The organism is Arthrobacter sp. NPDC058192, assembly GCF_042883665.1.
Classification (GTDB): Bacteria; Actinomycetota; Actinomycetes; order Actinomycetales; family Micrococcaceae; genus Arthrobacter.
This window is the reverse complement of sequence record NZ_JBHVVJ010000001.1, coordinates 378,720-396,636: the sequence shown is the minus strand read 5'-3', so window position 1 is coordinate 396,636 and position 17,917 is coordinate 378,720. Positions and strand designations below refer to the sequence as shown.

The following is a 17,917-nucleotide window of genomic DNA, read 5'->3' as shown; positions in this document are numbered from 1 at the left end:
CAATTCAGAGCGGTGACATGGGCGTGATCTGATCCCGGGTTGGCGTAGAGCGTTCGACGGATCGTGACGCACAATAGGTCTATGCGCACCTTCGGTGTGGAAGAAGAGCTGCTGATAGTTGACCCCGAATCGGGCATGCTGCTTGCCCTCGCGGACCTGATGCTGCCCGGCCTGGTTCCAGCGAAGCAGCCGGCCGCCCGGGTCCGCGCCAGCCAGAAACCGGTCCACGAAGGCGCCGACTTCAGCTATGAGCTCAAGCTCGAACAGATCGAGACCCAGACGCACCCGTGCCTTGAGTACGCGGAGCTGCTCCGGCAGCTCAGGCATGGCCGGGCGAGGGCGGACCAGGCCGCCCGGGCGCACGGCGGCCGCGTCGCCGCCCTGGCCACGTCACCGCAAGGCGCCGCCACGCACCTGACGCCGAATCCGCGCTACGTGACCATGCAGCAGCGCTTCGGTCTCACAGTCCGGAACCAGCTGACCTGCGGCCTCCACGTCCACACCTTTGTGGAATCACCGGAGGAAGGTGTGGCCGTGATGGACCGGATCCGCGACAAGCTGGCCGTGCTGATCGCTCTCAGCGCGAATTCGCCGTACTGGAACGGGGCGGAGACGGGATTCGAAAGCTACCGCACCCAGGCGTGGAACCGTTGGCCCGGGTCGGGGCCGACCATGATCTTCGGCAGTCTCCCGGTCTACCGGCGGGTGGTGACCCGGCTGGTGGACAGCGGTGTCCTGATGGACGAGGGGATGGTCTATTTCGACGCGCGGCTGGCCCGGTTGCATCCCACCGTGGAGGTCCGGGTCGCCGATGTCTGCCTGCGGGCGGAGGACGCCGCACTGATCGCCGTGCTGGTCCGCGCCCTCGTGGAATCGGCGTCGCGGGAATGGAACGACGGCGTCGATCCCGCCCCGGTGCCCACGCTGCTGCTCCGGATGGCCGCCTGGCAGGCGAGCAACTGCGGACTGCGCGGGGAGCTCCTGGACTTCGGAACTTTCACCCCCGCTCCTGCCGCGGACGTTGCCAGGGCGCTGGTGGACTTCGTGGCCCCCGTGCTGGAGGAACAGGGCGAGCTGGACCTGGTCCGCGAGGGCGTGGAGCGGATCCTCGCGGAGGGGACCGGCTCGCAGCTGCAGCGCGGGCCGTTCCATGCGGGCGGGCTGCCCGCCGTCGTCGAACGTGCCGTCGAAGTGACGCAGGGCACCGATGACGCGACGCCGGCCGAGCGGAAAGCGCCCCTGCGCCCGGTGCGCAGGGGCTGATGCCCACGATTTCCCCGCGGCGTGGGGTAACAAAAGGAAACAAAGCCCAAGAGTTACCGTATTCATTCCCGATTGCCGATACGGAACCATACTTAATTTCCGGTTAATTCCCGCCCTATTTCCGGTTAATTCCGCCGGGAAGTTCGGTGCACAGGCATTCGAACGGCCCAGCCCGCGTAGTCAAATCACGCGATACAAGTAATACCTGCGCCGGTTACTAATTCAGGCCGCCGGCGGTTCGGGTAGTGCCTACTCGGGTGTGCCGGTGGACCCTCACCTTTACTGGAAGAGGAAGTTCAAGATTTCCGACAGGTCTCATTCTTGTCACTAACACGCCGGGGGGACGGTTGTGCTGCATAAGCGCTGGTCGACGTCCCGTGGTGCCCATCCAGCCCGCCGCGGGAACACCTCTCGCCGGCGGGCTCAGCCGGGAGCGCCACGGGGTGACTCTGAAGATTGCCCATCTCACATTTTATGGCCAGTCGCCGTCTGATCTGAAGATAAACCGTTTAATACAGCCTGGCACTGGGTGCCGAACTTCGACATAGGAACTAGATTCACATGGTCTCAATTCATGACATGCTCATTGTTTTCCTCATTACTTTTGTGGCCGCGGCAGCATTAGGCCGATCTTGGTTCCACCGCCGCTTGCGCCGCCCCGAACTGCTCCGCAGAATTTGCCTCATTGCCGGCCCCGCGCTGCTGGTGACAAACCTGGCCTGCGTTTTCCTCGAGGTGCCCGAGTTGTGGCGCACTGCCAACCTCACGCTCACCCTTGGAGCACTTGGGTCCCTGGGCGTTGCTTTGAAGGCCCTGCGCACCGGGGCAGCCCCGGCCCGCCAGCCCCGCAGGGTGCTGGCGATCGGCGCCCACCCCGACGACCTTGAACTCGCCTGCGGCGGGACGCTGGCCAAGTTCGTTGACTCCGGACACGAGGTCCAGGGGCTTGTCATGAGCGACGGCACCCGTGGCGGGGATGCCCTGGAACGCTCCCTCGACGCCCAGCGCGGCGCCGCGTTCATGGGCCTCACCGGCATGACCCACCACAACTTCACGGACACGGACCTGTTCCGGCACAGCCAGGAGATGGTGGAGGTCATCGAAGCCGCCATGGCCCGGTACAACCCGGACATCATCCTCACGCACTCCAACCACGACCAGCACCAGGACCACCAGGCCGTCCACATGGCGACCCTGCGGGCCGCCCGCCAGCACCACTCGATCCTCTGCTACGAGAGCCCCTCGGCAACGCGGGACTTCAGCCCGAGCGTCTTCATCGACATCGACGACTACGTCGACGCAAAGGTCCAAGCCGTGAAGATGCACAGCGACCAGCTCACCAAGCCGTACATGACGCCGGAGCGAGTGCGCGGTATCGCCTCGTTCCGCGGAGGACAGGCGAAGCGCAGGGTCGCAGAAGCCTACGAACCGGTCCGTCTCCTGAGCACCGAAATGGAAAAGCTGTGAAGCCCCGCGTGCTGGTCACCGGCGCCGGAGGCCCTGCGGGCCGAGCGCTCGCGGCCCAGCTGAAGTCCCGCGGCATACCCGTCCTGGGCACTGATATCCGCGAACTGCCCGCCGGGGCAGGTGTCACGGTCGTTCCCGTGCCGCCCGCCTCGGACCCAGACATGGTCTCAGCCCTGCGCAGGCTCGTCGTCCGGGAGGGCATTAACCTGGTCATCCCCACGGTGAGCGACGAACTCCCGCAGGTGGCAGCGTTCCGTGCCGCCTTCGGGCCCAGCGTACGCGTCATCATCGGTGACCCCGGTCCGGTGGCCCTCGCCAACGACAAGCTCTTCACAGCCTGGCAGCTGCACGCGGCCGGGGTGCCCGTACCGAGATTTGGCGTGCCCAGTGACTTTGCCGACGCCGGCGCAGCCATGGCGGAGCTCGGCGGCCCCGTAGTCGTCAAGCCGCGGGTCTCCCGCGGCGGGCGCGGAGTGATTGTCGTTGACGGCAGCGAGAAGGTGGACTGGAGCCACCTGCCGGACGGCCAGATTGTCCAGGAATTCATCCCGGGTGCCGAATACGGGCCCATGGTCTTCGGCACGTCCGCGCTCAGCGGGATCGCGCCGTTCACCGTCGTGGTGGAGAAGACCGAACTGGCTCAGGGGAATGTGGGCAATGCCGTTACCACCCGACGCGTCGAGGCCGCCGAGGCCATGGACGTCGGAAACGTGGCGATGGCCGCCGTCCACTCGCTGGGCCTCACCGGCCCGGTCGACGTCGACGTTCGCCGGCGTGCCGACGGGACGCCGGTGGTCCTTGAAGTGAACGCACGCTTCGGCGCGAACAGCGAGCGGGCCCCGGAGCTGCTTGACGCCGTCCTGGCGTCGTTTGCACTTCCATCCGTCAACCCGGCGTCCTTCGGGCAGAACACAGGAGCGTTGGCCAATGTCCTGGTTTGAATCCGCCATCCCCGGTGCCGAGTTCCTCCTGCTCCTTATGGGCCTGCCGATCCTGGTGTTCGGGCTCGTGAAACTGCTGGTGCTGCCGCTTTCCGTCGGGTTTGAACTCCAGGCGCTGCGCCGGCGCCACCGCGAAACGCCAACCCTGCTGGATGAGTGGCCCAGCGTGTCGATCATTGTCCCGGCATTCAACGAGGCGACCGTCATCGAAAACTGCGTCCGCTCGATCCAGCTCACACGGTACGACCGGTACGAGGTGATGCTCGTGGATGATGGCTCCACTGACAATACGCTCGAGCTGATGCATGCTCTCGCCGCCTCCGATCCCCGGATCACGGTCCTGACCCAGACCAACGCCGGCAAGGGCGCCGCCCTGAACCTGGGCATCCGGAAGGCCACCGGCGACGTTCTCATGTTTGTCGACGCGGACGGGATCTTCTGCCGGAACACGGTTAAGCGGATGCTCCAGGCTTTTACCGACAGGCGCACCGGGGCCGTCTGCGGCGATGACCGGCCGGTGAACCTGAACCGGATCCAGACCCGGATGCTGGCCTTCATCAGCCATGTCGGCACCGGGATGGTCCGGCGGGCACTGACCATGATCCGCTGTCTTCCGATCGTCTCCGGCAACATCGGGGCGTTTCCCCGTCATGTGCTGGAGGAGATCGGGCCGTTCCGTGAAGACACGGTGGGCGAGGACCTGGAACTCACATGGCGCGTGCACAAGGCCGGCTACCGGGTGGTCTTTGCTCCTAAGGCGCTGGTCTACGCCGAGTCGCCGTCCACCATCCGTGCGCTCTGGCGCCAGCGCGTCCGCTGGGCCCGCGGGCTTCTGCAGACCATGGGCGTCCACAAGGGCATGATCGGAAATCCCCGGCACGGCCTGTTCGGCGCCTACCTGCTGTTCAACACCATCACCATGGTTATCCTCCCGGTGCTCCAGATCGGGGTGCTCCTGGACCTGGCCTTCCTGGTGGCGCTGGACCGCAGCCCGCTCGGCGCCGACGTCTGGGCGGTCCTGGGGTGGGTGGGGCTGTTCCTGACAGTGCTGCTGACGGTCTTTGCCCTGGCCATGAACGGGGCCTGGAAGGACTTGCGGCACGCCTGGGCGCTTCCGCTCATCCCGCTCTATTCGGTATTCACGGCCCTGACCATGGTGGCCGCTCTGGTGCTGGAACTCCGCCGCAAGGAGGCGCACTGGAACAAGCTGACCCGGACCGGCGTGGTCAGCGTCGCCGCCCCGGCGGTGCGCGCGGAGGCCAGCGTTTGAGGCGCCGGGCGGTCGCCTTCCCCGCCCTGGCGCTCGTGTCGGTGCTGGCACTGGCTGCCACAGGGACCGGCGGCCCGCGGGAACCGACGGCGCCGGCCGCTGAGCGCACAGTCGGCGTCGGCTACGAAACCGTGGTCGATGCCGCCTCGACGCTGCCGGACCTGGCCAAACGGCTCGATGAGGTGAACGCCAACAGCGTCACCATCAGCGTCGGGCGGCTCGACTGGACGGCGTTCCGCTGGGACGCCCACCCCGATCTTGAGGCTGTCCCGGGCCGCGACCACGTCGCCGAAGCCATCAAGGCACTGGGGACCGGCGGCGATGGAAAAAAGCGCAGGATCACACTGACCGTCGACCTGCTGGTCCCAGCCTGGATCAGCACCAACCCCGGCCTGGCCGGCATCAACGCCGACGGCACCCGATCCGGGGAGTTCGCCAGCGTGACCGCCCTCACAGCCGGACCCGTCGGGGAACGGCTCGTGGACTTCGTGGCCGAGGTGACGAGGCGGTACCAGCCGGACGCCGTGGCCTTGACCGAGCTCATGTTCGAGAACAACACGTTCGGCGGCGATGACCGCGATTCCTACCTGCTGGCCAGCGGCCGAACGGACTGGCCGCGGCTCGCGAACGGGGACATCGACGTTGAACACCCCAGCCTCGGGGCGTGGCGGTCCAAATCAGTGGCAAGCATCGTGGCCAAGGCGGCGGCCGCCGCGCACGCCAACGGTGCCACGCTGGACATGGACGTCCGGGCGCCGTGGCACGATCCTGCGGGGGACCGGACCGAGAGCGGCCACGACTACGGGCTGCTCGCCGCGGCGGCGGACCGGGTGGTCTTGTGGGACTACTTCGGTATCAACGACGCCGCTCCCGCCTACTCCGAAGAGCTGGCGAGGGCCATGGCGAGGCGGTCCGGCAAGTTCGTCATCTCGGTCGGGATGTGGGCCGCGGATGGGCGCATCCCGGCCGCCGACCTGGCGGCCGGGCTGGAGGCGGCCGTCTCCGGCGGGGCAACCGCCGTCGCCGTCACGCCGTCCAGCATGCTCGACGAGGACGCCTGGCGGGCGCTCAAGCGGGTCTGGGCCTGAGCGCCCGCGGAACTGCGGACCGGCAAGCCGAGCCTAGACCTGCTTGAGTGCCTGGCCGAGGTCGCCGATCAGGTCCTCGACGTCCTCCAGGCCCACAGAAAGCCGCACCACGCCGTCGCTGAGCCCGATCGCGGCGCGGCCTTCCGGGCCCATGGCACGGTGCGTGGTGGTGGCCGGGTGCGTGATGAGCGACTTCGAATCGCCGAGGTTGTTCGAGATGTCGATGATCCGCAGCGCATCCAGGAGCGCGAAGGCGGCCTCCTTGGCGGTGCGGCCGGGGGAGGGCGAGAGCTCCAGCGTGAGGACCGTGCCGCCGGACTTCATCTGCTTCACCGCGAGGTCGTACTGCGGGTGGGACTTCAGCAGCGGGTACAACACCGCGTTGACTGCCGGCTGTGCCTCGAGCCATTCGGCCAGCCGGAGGGCTGAGGCGGAGGAGTGGTTGACGCGCAGGGCCATGGTCTCCAGGCCCTTGGCCAGGACCCAGGCGTTGAAGGCCGAGAGCGCCGGCCCGGTATGCCGCATGAGCTGCTTGACGGGGCCGTCGATGAATTCCCTGGTGCCCAGGATCGCGCCGCCGAGCACGCGTCCCTGGCCGTCGATGTGCTTGGTGCCGGAGTAGACGATCACGTCCGCGCCGAGGTCCCCGCACCGCTGCAGGAGCGGGGTGGCGAAGACGTTGTCCACCACCACGGTGGCGCCCGCCGCATGCGCCAGCCGGCTCACCGCGGCGATGTCCACGATTTCCTGCATCGGGTTCGACGGCGACTCGAAGAAGACTGCCGTCGTCGGTTCGGACAGCGCAGCCGCCCACTGGTCAAGGTCCGGGCCGTCCACGAAGACCGTCTCCACACCCCAGCGCGGCAGGATCTCGTTGAGGATCACAAAGCACGAACCGAACAGCGACCGGGCGGCCACCACCCGGTCCCCGGCCCCCAGCAGCGCGCCGAGGGCGGTGAACACGGCGGACATTCCGGACGCCGTCGCAAAGCACGCCTCGGTTCCCTCGAGCAGCCGGAGCCGCTCTTGGAAGGTCGCGACGGACGGGTTGCCGTAGCGGGAGTAGACGAAGCGCTCGTCCTCGCCCGTGAAGGCGCGCTCGGCGGCGGCCGCGGACTCGTAGACGAATCCGGAGGTGAGGAAGATCGGTTCGGTGGTCTCCTGGAAGCCGGTGCGGTCAAGGCCGCCGCGGACGGCCTGGGTTTCGGCGGCCCAGCCTGCGGCGTCGGGGTTGAAGGTCACTTAAATCTTTCCCAGGTTGGTGGGCAGGCCGCGGTTCTTCCAGCCGTTGACGGTGCGTTCGCCAAAGCGGTCAGTCGTGCCTTCGAAACCCTCAAGAACGTTGTACGAGGTGTAGCCGGCGGCGGTCGCCGCGGTCGCTGCGGCGACCGACCGGGCGCCGGAGCGGCACAGGAAGACCAGCTCGACGGCGGTGTCCTCCGGGGCCTGCTGCCGTAGCTGGTCCACGAAGTGCGGGTTGGGCAGGCCGCCGGCGAGGTTCCACTGGATGAAGAGCGGATCGTTCCGCCTTTCTCCTGCGGTTGTAGTGTCCGGGACGCCGATGTGGGCCCATTCGCCCTCGGTCCGGACGTCCACCAGGATGGCTCCGGTCCCCAGCTTGGCCCACGCCTCCTGCGGGCTGAGGTCGCCGGCGTAGCTCATGCGTGGCCCTCGAAGGCTTCAACCGCGCCGAACTCGTCAGCAAAGTCGTCCGAGTCGAGTTCATCCACGGCGTTGGCCACGGCGGCGTCCGCGCTCGCGATCGCGGCGGGCAGCACCAGCGCCTGGGCCACGATCACCGTGCTGCCGTTGAAGGTGGCGGAGGGGCTTCCGTGCAGGACGTACCCCTCGGCCAGGGCGGCCGACACGCGCTCGCAGAAGGCGCGGTCATCGGCGCCCGTGAACAGGCGGTAGGCGAGCCTTTCCCCGCCGGCGGGTGCTGCGCCGGGGGCGGCTGCTGTCACAGGTCCAGCCGTTGTGGATGTGTCGGGCACGACGGATCTCCTCTTTCACGCTTGCAGCTCGAATGGTCGATATGCCGAGTATTCACCTGAGGCACCCCGCCGCGAAGAGGAGGGTTGCCGACCGGCCAGTCAGGGCTTGGCGCCGGTTCTCATTACTCCCCAAAAACGTAACACTTACGACGCCGGCCGTCACCGCCGCCGTCGTCATGTTGCGTAACCGGGTGCCAGCGTCAGCCTCAACGAGGCGGAACAAGCGCAGCAGCAGGACCGGAGCGGCCGCTACCGGTGGCATGCGGGCGGCAGGGCGCACGGCGTCCGCAGCGAGTAGTGCCGGGCTCCCTTTCGGGTACCGGCCACTCGTGTTCGAACGCAGATTGCGCACTTTACTAAAGGGACCGGCCGGCGTGTCAGCCGGTGGGGCGCTCGCAACGAAGCGGGTTGTCTGTGAATCGGACGGTCCCTCCCCAAAATTTTCTGAAATCGGTGGCTCGGAACTGCCGGAGCCGCAGCCGCGGCCCGGCAGGTGACGACGGAATGGAGCAACAGTGGGCCCGCGCATACTGGTAACCGGCATTGCAGGCGCCGCCGGACAGGCTGTCGGCGCCCAGCTCGCCGCCCGTGGCGTCCCGCACTTCGGCTCTGACGCGCGCGGCGATACCCGCCAGGCTTCCGGCGCCCCGGCAAAAGCCACCGTCAGGCTCCTGCCGACCACTGATCCTGACATGATCCTGGACCTGCGCCGCTTGGTGGACCGGGAATCCATCAACGTCATTATCCCGACGCTCAGCGTGGAACTTCCGGTCCTGGCCGCGGCGCGCGCCGGATTCGGCCAGGACGTGCGGATCATCGTGGGGGACCCTGCCGCCGTGGCCCTCGCCAACGACCATCTGTTCACGGTTTGGGCACTGCAGGCAGCCGGCATTGCCGTTCCCCGGTTCGGGGTTCCGGGCGACCTCGCCGCCGCGCCGGCATCCTTGGCGGCCCTTAACGGCCCGGTTGTCGTCAAACCGAGGGTCTTCAAAGGCGCGCGCGCCGTCCATCTGCTGGCCGGTACCAGCTCCGTTAAATGGCACCTCATGCCGGCCGGGCAGCTGGTCCAGGAGTTCATCCCGGGCGCCGATTTCGTGGTCCTGGTGTTCGGCACCCCAGCCCGCAACGCCATGGCGCCGGTGGCGGTGGTCCTTGAGAAGACAAAAACCCCGTTTGGACGGGTGGGCGGCGACGCGGTCAGCCGCCGGGTGCCGGCGGGCGAGGCAGGGGACGTGCGGAAGCTCGGCCTGGCCGCTGTCCGCACGCTGGGGCTCACGGGCCCGGTCCAGGTCCAGATCCGCCGCCGCGCCGACGGCACCCCAGTGGTGCTGGGCGTCTGCGCCACACTGGGGGAGAACAGCAAGTGGGCGCCGGAACTGCTCGACGCTGTGCTGGCAACGTTCCTGCTCCCGTCGTTCAACCCGGCATCCTTCCGGCGGTGCCCGGCCGTTCCCGCGGCTGCCCTCGGGTGAGCAGAACCCCAACGCTGCTGGTTGGGGGTTTGTCTCCGGGCGGTGCTATTCGATCGTGGCGAACAGGGCGTTGAGTTCGGACGTGAGCTGGCGCCGCAGTTCCGGGGTGCCGATTTCCTGGCCGTCGATGTGGTTCACGGGCGCCAGAAGCCGGATGCTTGAGATCAGCCAGACGGCGTCGGCGTCCAGCAGGTCCTTCGGCTCCAGCGGGCCGTAGCCCAGCTCCCAGCCGGCAGCCTTCGCGGCGGTGAACAGGGCGCCCTGCGAGGTCCCCGGCAGGATTCCGCTGTCCAGCCGGGGCGTGATGAGCCGCCGGACGGTGCGTTCGCCGCCGGCGCCGTCGTCCTCGGTTTCCAGATGGGCCAGCAGAACGGTCGACGTCGGTCCCTCCAGGACACGGCCGTCCGCCGAGGTGAAGATGACGTCGTCCGCGCCATGGTGGTGGGCGTAGCGCAACGCTGCCATGTTGACGGCGTAGGAGAGGGTCTTGGCGCCGAGGAGCAGCCAGGGGGCGCGCTCGCCGACCTCGCTGTCGTAGCCGCGGTCCAAGAGGATGACGTCCAGCCCGGTTTCGCGCTGCCGCCGGCCAGCCGCCCCCGGCGCGGACGCCTGCACCCAGCAGGTGGGGGAGGCCGCGCCCTCCGGCCCGCGGGTGACAATCAGCTTCACCACGACCTCGTCCCCTGCCGGGCCGCCAGTGGCGGCCGCGGCGGGAGCCTGGCGCCGGTATTCGGCGATGGCGGTGTCCACCGCGCGCCGCCAGACATCCTCCGCGGGGATGTCCAGCTCCAGCAGGCGGGCCGAGCCGGCCAGTCGGGTCAGGTGCGCCTGGATCTTGCGGGGCCGGCCGCCCACGGCCAGCAACGATTCAAAGACGCCGTCGCCGCGGGTGGCGCCCAGGTCCGTGGCCAACAGCTGCGGCTTCGACGCGTCGGCAACGCGGCCGCCGTCGAACGCCGGGTCCAGGAAGACCAGCACGGTTGCGGGCGCAGGGACAGGGGCGGGAGAGGTCATGGCACCAGCTTAGTCCCGGCGGTCCCGGGATAGGATTTGCTGGTTGCCCGTTCCGGAACTCTTCCGCGGGCCTGTAGCGTGAGGGGTTCGCCTGTGCTGTGGCAATTTCCGCTGGCGGAGACTTTACCGTCCTGGGCGGTTCTGATCCTGACCCTGGTCGACTTCGCCATCCGGGTGCTTGTGTTGGGCATCATCCCCGGAAACCGGCGGCCCACCACCGCAATGGCTTGGCTGCTGTGCATTTTCATTGTGCCCACTCTGGGTCTTCTGTTGTTCCTGCTGTTCGGCAATTTCCGGCTGTCCCGACGCCGGCGCGCCCAGCAGGAGGCCGTCAACACCCGGATCCGGGCAGGGACGTCGGAACTGCATTCAGTCGAAAGCCGCTACGACGGACCTGAATGGGTGGCCTCCGCCTCCGAACTGAACAAGACGCTGGGATCGCTGCCGATGGTGGACGGCAACAGCGTGGAGCTGCTGCCGGGCTACCCTGATTCCATCAAGGCGATGACCGAGGCCGTCCGTGGCGCCAAATGGTTTGTCAACGCCGAGTTTTACATCATGAGTTCGGACCACGTCACGGACGACCTGCTGACCGCCCTCGAGGAGGCCGCGGAGCGCGGCGTCGAGGTCCGTGTGCTCTTTGACCACCTCGGCACGCTCCGCATCAAGGGCTACCGCCGCCTGAAGGACCGGCTCAATGCCAGCAAGATCCGCTGGCGGCCCATGCTGCCGCTGAGCCCGGTGCACGGCCAGTGGCGCCGGCCGGATCTTCGCAACCACCGCAAGATCATGGTGGTCGACGGCGAAATCGCCTTCACCGGATCCCAGAACCTGATCGAGCCCTCCTACAACAACCCCAGGCACCGCAAGGTGGGCCGCGAATGGGTGGAGCTCATGGCCTGCCTGCGCGGGCCGATTGTCACCACGCTGAACGTCGTCTTCGCGACCGACTGGCTGAGCGAAACCGACGAATCCATCGAGGATCAGCTGGAACACCAGCCGGAGTCCCATCCCGGCAACGTCACGGCACAGGTGGTGCCCAGCGGCCCCGGGTTCATCACCGAGAACAACCTGCGGCTCTTCAACACCCTCATCTATTCGGCGCAGCACAAGATCTCGCTTTGCAGCCCCTACTTCGTCCCGGATGACTCGCTCCTTTATGCGGTGACGACGGCGGCGCAGCGCGGCGTCGAGGTGGAACTCTTCGTCTCGGAGAAGGGTGACCAGTTCCTCGTCCACCACGCCCAGCAGTCGTACTACCAGGCCCTGCTCGAGGCCGGCGTGCGGATCTACCTGTACAAGGCGCCGTTCGTGCTGCACGCCAAGCACTTCACCATCGACAACGAGGTTGCCGTCCTAGGCTCCAGCAACATGGACATGCGCTCCTTCTCGCTGAACCTTGAGGTGTCCGTGATGATGCTCGGCGAGGACATTGTCCAGCGGATCCGTGCCGTGGAGGACACCTACCGCAGCATCTCGCACGAGCTCCTGCTTGAGGACTGGATGGAACGGCCCATGAAGGTCAAATACGTGGACAACGTGGCGAGGCTGTCGGCCGTGCTGCAGTAGCCGGACTACCCCCGGGGCACTCAGCCTTCGGGAAACCCGGTGCCGAGCGCCGAGAGCACGCCGAACGCCTTGGTCCGGATTTCCTCGTATTCCTCGTGCGGGGACGAGTCGGCGGTGACGGCGCCGCCGACGCCGAGGCTCAGCTCCGCCGTCCCGCCGCCGCCGTCGGAAATCACCAAGGTCCGGATCGCCACGGCGAGGTCGGCGGACCCGTTCAGGGAGAAATAGCCGATCGCGCCGGAGTACACGCCCCGGGGCGCGGCCTCCAGCCGGTCCAGGATGGCCATGGTGCTGACCTTCGGCGCGCCGGTCATGGAGCCGGCCGGGAAGCAGGCGGCCACCGCCTCGGCCCGCGGCAACCCCGGCCGCAGCGTGGCGTCGATGGTGCTCACCATCTGGTGCACCGTGGCGTAGCTCTCGATCGCGCACAACCGGCTCACGGACACCGAACCCGGGACGGCGAAGTGGCTGAGGTCATTGCGCAGCAGATCCACGATCATGATGTTCTCGGCGCGGTCCTTGGCCGAGGATGCCAGCTCCTGGCGCAGGGCCGCATCCGTGGACGGGTCCTCATCCCGGCGGCGGGTACCCTTGATCGGCTCAGCCCGCATGGCGCCGCCGGCCGCGAGCTGCAGGAAGCGCTCCGGCGACGTGCTCGCCACTGCGAGGTCGCCAAAGTGCAGATAGCTGGCAAAGGGCGCCGGGTTGCGGCGCCGCAGCTCCAGGTATGTCCGCCACGGGTCCAGCCCGTCCGGGCCGGTCGGGGCGGACGCCGTGAGGGCGGTCGTCAGGCAGACCTCGTAGGTGTTGCCCTCGGCAATCTCGTGCTGGGCCTCGGCGATCTTGGCCTTGTAGCCTGCTTCCGTGTCCCTGGCTGTGAAGACCGGCGCCGGGAACGTGGGGGCCTTGCCCGCCGCAGCGGGCACGGCTGATGCGGCTGCTGATGCGGCGCCTACGGCCCTGCGGGCGGCGGCGAGCCAGCCGTCGGCGTCGGGCGTGTCCAGGGCCAGCAGCCAGGCCGAACCTTCGGCGTGGTCCAGGACCACCGCGCGGCCGGCGAAGATCATGCAGGCGTCCGGGGTGGTGGCGGCGACGTCAGCGCCGCCCGTTTCGCGCTTGAGCTCGTAGCCCAGGTACCCGAGCCAGCCCAGTGTGAACTCGCATGGGTAGGCCTCGGGTGTGTGGAGCGCCGGGCGGCCCCAGACGGAGTCAAGCCAGCGGAAGAACGGGCCGTCGGTGGTCACGGTGGCCTGTCCCGTGCTGATGCGGGTGATTCCGGAACCGTGCCGGACCGACTGGCCGAAGCGGCCGCCGTCGTCGGCCAGGATGCTGAACCGGCTGCGTCCCGCAGCCTCCGGTGCCAGGCCCGCGGGGTCCAGCGAAGAGTCGAGCCATGCCGCGTTCGTGGAACCGCCGAAGAGCGCCGCAAACAGCCGGGCAGCTTCCGGTTGCGCATCGATCCGTTCCGCCCGCACCGCGAGGCCGCCGCGGGCGGCAAGCTCGGGCAGCAGGGTGCGGGCGACGGCGGGAAGATACTCGAGGGCTTGCAGGACGTCGTCGGGGGCGGCGCCGTCAGCACGGTTGGCGACATGCACATCGGCGCGCGCCGGTACGTCGTCGGCGGCGAGCCATTCCGCTTCCTGGGCGGCCCACTGGTCCCAGAAGGGTTCGTAGGTGCCGCCGTCCCGGGCCAGCGCGCGAGCCCGGCGGTCGGCGTCGGAGGAGTCCGCCCAAATTACGGCGTCCAGCAGGGGGAGTGCCGCGGCGGCGCCGGCGCCGACGCCCTCCACCAGGACGATCTCGGCGGGGCGGGTGGTGCGGGCCTCGCCGTCGTAATGCCGCTCCCAGTCCCAGCTGACCCATTCCGCGGGCTCCCCGCGCCGCAAGGGCGAGAGCACGGTGGCGACGTAGCGTTCGATTCCAGCCGCCAGCCCGTTCCAGCCCGGATAGATGTCCTCCAGGTGGAAGAGCGAGACCTTATGGTGTTCCCGGAGCCGCGCCGCCAGCTCGATGGCCAAAGTGGTCTTGCCGGAGCCGGAGCGCCCGTCGATTGCGATGATGACGGGTGCGGGGCTCATAAGAGAGAGCGTACCCGGTGCCCTGCCTTGCGCTGATTGTTGCCGGAATGTTGCCCGTTCCGCCGGTGCAGCTCGGTTCGCACGTGCTCCACTACCCCCGGCACCGAGGCCAGGATGAGGTGATAGGTGGCGTCGAAATCGGTGTGGCCGCCGTACCAGGGGTCCTCGATGCCCTGCTCCAGCGGGTCGCTGTCCGCCACGGCTGGGTCGAAGCTGCGGAGCATTCGGATTTTGGCGAGCGATTCGCAATCCGGGGCGGCCTGCCGGAGCCAGCCGTAATGGTCGACGTCGAGCGCCAGGATCAGCTCCCGGCCGGCGAACCATTCGGGGCGCCAGGCACGTGCCACGTGGCGGTCCGAAGCGATGCTGCTGGCGGTGAGCCTGCGCGCGGCCCGCGGGTCGATGGGCCGGCCGGCTTCATACGCGGTGGTGCCGGCGGAGTCCACCACGGCCCCGGTAAGGCCCTCGGCCCGGAATGCCTCCGCCAGCATGAGTTCGGCCATCGGCGACCGGCAGATGTTTCCGGTGCAGACGGTGATGATTCGGTACTGGCTCAACATTGAGTTCATAGCTAAGCATGGACGATTTCCGGCCCTCTTGGCCAGCCAATTCGCACAAGTGTTACAAAGTTTGTCAATCGTTCATGAATTTTGTCATGACCTTGTGGTGCGCCTGCCGCGTTGCCGTTCGCCGGGTGTCACGTCGGCCGCGGCCGCATGGAGAAGTTTCCACCGGGCCATGTTCCCTGCGGGATCCCGGACGGCACCCGTGGCTAGTGCCTTGGCTATGCGCCGCCGGACTGTGCGCTGCCGGCGTGGATCAGCGGCGAAAGAGAACGCGGAGTCGGAGTACTGCTCCCGTCCGCCGTGCCTCGGTGTGGTGGGGCGCCAGCGGGCAGGGCGGTTCGTGGTCCCAGCTGCCGCACAGCTCCAGGGTGATCGCGGCGCCGGGCGCCGCTTGGTCTCCGCCGGAGGGTAGCGCGACGACGGCGGTGTGGGCGAGGGTCCTGCGCATGGCTCCAGTATTCTCCTTAGCCTCTGCTGTTCCTGAGGTGCTGTACCAGTGCATCGAGGATGGGCAGTTGGCCCTTCACGAGCCTGGACCGGGCATCGGCCTCCCTGGTCCATTCCGCGCGGTCGATCTCCGGGAAACTGCTGATGGTGCCGGATCCCTTCGGCCACTCCAGCGCAAAGGTGTTGCTCACGACTTGTTCGGGCTGAAAGTCCGCTTCGGCGGCAAAAACCGTGATGATCTTGCCGGAGGGCTGCCGGAAGTCGCCGAGCGCGTAGTAGCGGGCGTCGGGTGCCGGAGTGCCGATCTCCTCCGTGAACTCACGATGCGCGGCCGCGAGCGGGTCCTCGCCGGCCGTGTATTCGCCCTTGGGGAGGGACCAGGCGTGCGTTTCCTTGCGGGCCCAGAACGGTCCGCCCATGTGGGCGATCCAGACCTCGAGGTTGGATGCGGGGCCCGGCGGGGCAGGGCCGCGGCGTCTGTACAGCAGAATTCCTGCGCTCCGAACGATCATGGTTCCTGCCCCCTGGTGTGAGCCGCTTGTGCGCTGTGGCGGTTCAAGGGCGGGGAGCGGGGCTGAGGGCCGTGAACGACCGAACGTCTTTCGTTACGTCCTCGGCACGGATCGGGCCGAGGATGGACCCGTCGTGGGGGCAACGAGCAGCGGTCCAGCCGACCTGCGTGAGGTCGCTGCCGCAGTCTTGGCACCGCGTAACCCAGGACAAGTGGGCCCGGTGCAGGCTCCGTCCCAGAGGCCCTGCGTTTATGAGATTTCCGGCCCAGTAGAGGCCCACGGTTGGCGTGCCGAGTGCCTGGGCAAGATGGCGGGGTCCACTGTCGTTGCCTAGCACCACGCTGCTGCGGGCCAGCAAGGCCGCCAAGGTGCCCAGGTCCAACTGACCGGCCACGGACATCACTCGAGGGGAGCGCGCGGCGTCGACGACGTGGGACGCCAGGTCCTGCTCAGAGCCCGTTCCGACGACGAAGACCCGGCAACCGTCGGCGGCACAGGCGGCCGCTACCTCCCCGAACCTTTCGGCCGGCCATCGGCGCCGCGGGTCCGATGCCCCGGGATGAATGATGACGACCGGGCCTGTCGCGTCCTCCGCGAGCGTCTCGGCCCGCGTGACAAACTCCTCCAGTGGCTGGAGCCTGGCCTCCAGCTCGACCGGTGGGGCTCCGACGAGTCCCACTACTTCGAGGGCGCGCAACGGCTCGTGCTGGTAATAGTGGTAGGGAACGGACCGGTCCAGTTCCTCTGCGTCCGGCGTTCGCAGTCCCGCGGTGTAGCGCGCCCCCAGACGTTTGAGGAAGGGATTCGAAAAGCGGCCGCCGCCGTGCAGTTGTACCGCCAGATCGAATTGTTCAGACCTCATTTCGGCGAAGAACCGCTCCAGCGCTACGGGGTCCTGCGTCCCAGGGCGGACACCTTCCGCGAAGGGCACGACTCGCACATCTTGCACCGGTCCTGAAGTGCTCTGGAGCAGCTCGCGATGCGCAGGGGTCCCCAGCAACGTCAGGGTCGCGCGGGGGTAGGCCGCCCGGAGCGCAGCCAGCGCGGGAAGGGCGAACATGAGGTCGCCCAGGCCGCCGCCCCTGAGTACGACGATCCTGGCCACGCCGCGGAGTTTCTCCAGGACCGGCCCAACACCCCAGCCAGTTATTTCTGCACCGCCGAATTCCGCCTGGAGGTCTTCCACTGACCGGCTCCCTTCGTTAAGGCCCATATCTGACCATCTACCTGGGATCATGCCGCTGAAGCACTGGGTCGCCGGGAACCGGGGCTGCGGCAGTGGATGGCGGCGATGATAGCAGGCCAAGGTGTTGGACGGCCCCGAGCACTTCGTCAACTTCTACGCCCAGGAGAGCCGGGTCTGGGTCACCCGCGAAGGTGTCCCCACGCCGTGACTGGGCCTTCGTCAGCACGGCATGGGGTCCCGGCGGTGGTCCCCATTCCTCGGGAGGAGCCGGCCCGAAGAGCACGACTGAGGGGCGCCGGTAGGCTGTGGCGAGGTGGGCGGCTCCGGTATCGGCGGAGACCAGCAGCCGTGATTCTGCGACCAGGGCCGCAAACGATCCCAGGGACTGCTTTCCAGCAAGAACACGTTCCTCGCCGAGACCCGCTAGCGCCGCAACACGGACGGCGCGGGGCCGTTCCCCGAGGCTGCCGGTGAAGACCACGTCATGGCCGGATTCTGCCAGTTCGGCCGCCACCTTGGCGAAGCGGGCCTCGGGCCAGAGCCGGCTAGCGTAGGCAGCCCCGGGATGAATCACGGTCGCGGCCGGCCGGTCGGTCCGCACGGGCGGCGGGTTCAGCCGGAAGTCGGCGGGGTCCGCCCCGATGCCGTGCCACTGCAGCAGCCGCGCCCAGCGCTCGCGCTCGTGGATGTGGTCCTTCCAGGCAGGCCCGGGCCGGCGGTCCGAGGCATGACCGATGACCCGTCCCGGCTTCAGCGCTTCAAGGCGGGAATCACTCTCTGGCCCCCGCCCGTGCAGGTTGACAGCCACCTCCACCTGACCGGGTTCCAGGGCAATCGGAACGTCGAGGCCGTGCGTGGGGAGCAACTCGAAGCCGCCCACGAGGGCAACCGCATCCTCCAGCCAGCCTTGCGCCGCGTAAAGCAGCCGGTGTTCCGGGTAGGCCCGGCGGAGGGCATGCAGCGCCGGCACGGCGACGAGCAGGTCACCTAGCTTCAGCGCCCGCAGGACCAGCACAACGGGGCGCCCGTTTTCGTCCGGCACGGGCATTG

At 68.2% G+C, this 17,917-nt stretch carries 17 protein-coding genes and 1 riboswitch; of the genes, 7 read left to right on the top strand and 10 right to left on the bottom strand.

The window, feature by feature from the left end:
• Positions 1–81 precede the first annotated feature (81 nt).
• The 5 genes from ACFVVK_RS01880 to ACFVVK_RS01860 all read left to right on the top strand — a co-directional run bounded on the left by ACFVVK_RS01880 (position 82) and on the right by ACFVVK_RS01860 (position 6,029).
• Positions 82–1,263, top strand: a complete 1,182-nt coding sequence (locus ACFVVK_RS01880; protein WP_390262610.1) for a glutamate--cysteine ligase — start codon at positions 82–84, stop codon at positions 1,261–1,263.
• Positions 1,264–1,824: 561 nt separating this feature from the next.
• On the top strand, positions 1,825–2,730 hold the full coding sequence (locus ACFVVK_RS01875; protein ID WP_390262607.1) for a PIG-L deacetylase family protein: 906 nt from the start codon (positions 1,825–1,827) through the stop codon (positions 2,728–2,730).
• On the top strand, positions 2,727–3,671 hold the full coding sequence (locus tag ACFVVK_RS01870) for an ATP-grasp domain-containing protein (protein WP_390262604.1): 945 nt from the start codon (positions 2,727–2,729) through the stop codon (positions 3,669–3,671). The genes ACFVVK_RS01875 and ACFVVK_RS01870 overlap by 4 nt, the downstream gene beginning before the upstream one ends.
• The gene (locus tag ACFVVK_RS01865; protein WP_390262601.1) at positions 3,658–4,941 is read left to right on the top strand and encodes a glycosyltransferase; all 1,284 of its coding nucleotides are present in this window, start codon (positions 3,658–3,660) and stop codon (positions 4,939–4,941) included. The genes ACFVVK_RS01870 and ACFVVK_RS01865 overlap by 14 nt, the downstream gene beginning before the upstream one ends.
• Positions 4,938–6,029, top strand: a complete 1,092-nt coding sequence (locus tag ACFVVK_RS01860) for a hypothetical protein (protein ID WP_390262598.1) — start codon at positions 4,938–4,940, stop codon at positions 6,027–6,029. The genes ACFVVK_RS01865 and ACFVVK_RS01860 overlap by 4 nt, the downstream gene beginning before the upstream one ends.
• A gap of 33 nt (positions 6,030–6,062) precedes the next feature.
• On the opposite strand, the gene ACFVVK_RS01855 is transcribed toward ACFVVK_RS01860, so the two are convergent.
• Genes ACFVVK_RS01855 through ACFVVK_RS01845 form a run of 3 tightly spaced genes read right to left on the bottom strand, consistent with a single transcriptional unit; the run spans position 6,063 to position 7,993 of the window.
• Positions 6,063–7,271, bottom strand: a complete 1,209-nt coding sequence (locus ACFVVK_RS01855; RefSeq protein WP_390262596.1) for an O-succinylhomoserine sulfhydrylase — start codon at positions 7,269–7,271, stop codon at positions 6,063–6,065.
• Positions 7,272–7,691 (bottom strand): rhodanese-like domain-containing protein, encoded by a 420-nt coding sequence (locus tag ACFVVK_RS01850; protein ID WP_390262593.1) that lies wholly within the window; start codon positions 7,689–7,691, stop codon positions 7,272–7,274.
• Positions 7,688–7,993: a DUF1737 domain-containing protein gene (locus tag ACFVVK_RS01845; RefSeq protein WP_390262590.1), complete on the bottom strand. Its 306-nt coding sequence runs from the start codon at positions 7,991–7,993 to the stop codon at positions 7,688–7,690. Before ACFVVK_RS01845 ends, ACFVVK_RS01850 begins: the two co-directional genes overlap by 4 nt.
• 42 nt (positions 7,994–8,035) lie before the next feature.
• A riboswitch (SAM riboswitch) is annotated at positions 8,036–8,150 on the bottom strand.
• 388 nt (positions 8,151–8,538) lie between these two features.
• On the opposite strand from ACFVVK_RS01845, the gene ACFVVK_RS01840 reads away from it, so the two are divergent.
• Complete coding sequence (locus tag ACFVVK_RS01840) at positions 8,539–9,495, top strand: hypothetical protein (RefSeq protein ID WP_390262588.1); 957 nt, start codon at positions 8,539–8,541, stop codon at positions 9,493–9,495.
• Positions 9,496–9,540: 45 nt separating this feature from the next.
• On the opposite strand, the gene ACFVVK_RS01835 is transcribed toward ACFVVK_RS01840, so the two are convergent.
• Positions 9,541–10,509 (bottom strand): aminodeoxychorismate lyase, encoded by a 969-nt coding sequence (locus ACFVVK_RS01835; protein ID WP_390262585.1) that lies wholly within the window; start codon positions 10,507–10,509, stop codon positions 9,541–9,543.
• Between the two features lie 93 nt (positions 10,510–10,602).
• Between ACFVVK_RS01835 and cls the strand changes: the two genes are divergently transcribed.
• Positions 10,603–12,078: a cardiolipin synthase gene (gene cls / locus ACFVVK_RS01830; protein ID WP_390262582.1), complete on the top strand. Its 1,476-nt coding sequence runs from the start codon at positions 10,603–10,605 to the stop codon at positions 12,076–12,078.
• A gap of 20 nt (positions 12,079–12,098) precedes the next feature.
• Here the strand turns inward: cls and pabB are convergent, their stop codons facing one another.
• From pabB to ACFVVK_RS01800, 6 genes are all read right to left on the bottom strand, one after another.
• Positions 12,099–14,156: an aminodeoxychorismate synthase component I gene (pabB, locus tag ACFVVK_RS01825; protein WP_390262579.1), complete on the bottom strand. Its 2,058-nt coding sequence runs from the start codon at positions 14,154–14,156 to the stop codon at positions 12,099–12,101.
• Positions 14,153–14,716 carry a low molecular weight protein-tyrosine-phosphatase gene (locus ACFVVK_RS01820; protein WP_390262784.1) on the bottom strand — a complete coding sequence of 188 codons (564 nt, stop codon included), beginning with the start codon at positions 14,714–14,716 and terminating at the stop codon, positions 14,153–14,155. The genes pabB and ACFVVK_RS01820 overlap by 4 nt, the downstream gene beginning before the upstream one ends.
• Before the next feature lie 259 nt (positions 14,717–14,975).
• A complete protein-coding gene (locus tag ACFVVK_RS01815; RefSeq protein ID WP_390262576.1) occupies positions 14,976–15,170 on the bottom strand; it encodes a hypothetical protein in 195 nt (64 codons plus the stop codon).
• A gap of 16 nt (positions 15,171–15,186) precedes the next feature.
• Positions 15,187–15,681: an NUDIX domain-containing protein gene (locus tag ACFVVK_RS01810; protein WP_390262573.1), complete on the bottom strand. Its 495-nt coding sequence runs from the start codon at positions 15,679–15,681 to the stop codon at positions 15,187–15,189.
• A 43-nt stretch (positions 15,682–15,724) separates the two neighbouring features.
• Positions 15,725–16,867 (bottom strand): glycosyltransferase family 9 protein, encoded by a 1,143-nt coding sequence (locus ACFVVK_RS01805; RefSeq protein WP_390262571.1) that lies wholly within the window; start codon positions 16,865–16,867, stop codon positions 15,725–15,727.
• Between the two features lie 37 nt (positions 16,868–16,904).
• A complete protein-coding gene (locus ACFVVK_RS01800; RefSeq protein WP_390262568.1) occupies positions 16,905–17,915 on the bottom strand; it encodes a glycosyltransferase family 9 protein in 1,011 nt (336 codons plus the stop codon).
• Positions 17,916–17,917: the final 2 nt, after the last annotated feature.